At 60.1% G+C, this 386-nt stretch carries 1 protein-coding gene; it reads left to right on the top strand.

Annotated elements, in window-relative coordinates; genetic code table 11:
- A partial coding sequence (locus XI08_RS09755; protein ID WP_271574256.1) for a transposase occupies positions 1-386 on the top strand: 386 nt, incomplete at both ends.

The raw sequence follows: 386 nt of genomic DNA, 5'->3' as shown, positions 1-386 counted from the left end.
GATTTCATTGATGAGAGCAACCCTGTTCGGGTGATCGACGTGTTTGTCGATGCGCTCGATTTGGCCGAGCTAAGCTTCGAGGGGGTGGAACCGGCGGCGACCGGTCGGCCGTCATACCATCCCTCAGTTCTCCTGAAGCTTTACATCTACGGCTATTTGAACCGGGTGCAGTCGAGCCGGCGGCTCGAACGAGAGGCCGGACGCAATGTCGAGGCCATGTGGCTGCTGGGCCGGCTCGCTCCCGATCACAAGACGATCGCGGACTTCCGCAAAGACAATGCCTTGGCGCTACGCAAGGTATGCGCGCGTTTCGTCGAACTCTGCCGTGAGATGGGTCTCCTCACGACGGCGAGCGTCGCCATCGATGGCAGCAAGTTCAAAGCCGT

The organism is Bradyrhizobium sp. CCBAU 11361, from assembly GCF_028128935.1.
GTDB lineage: Bacteria > Pseudomonadota > Alphaproteobacteria > Rhizobiales > Xanthobacteraceae > Bradyrhizobium > Bradyrhizobium niftali.
The sequence above is the reverse complement of the archived record's forward strand: the minus strand, read 5'-3'. Positions and strand labels throughout refer to the sequence as shown.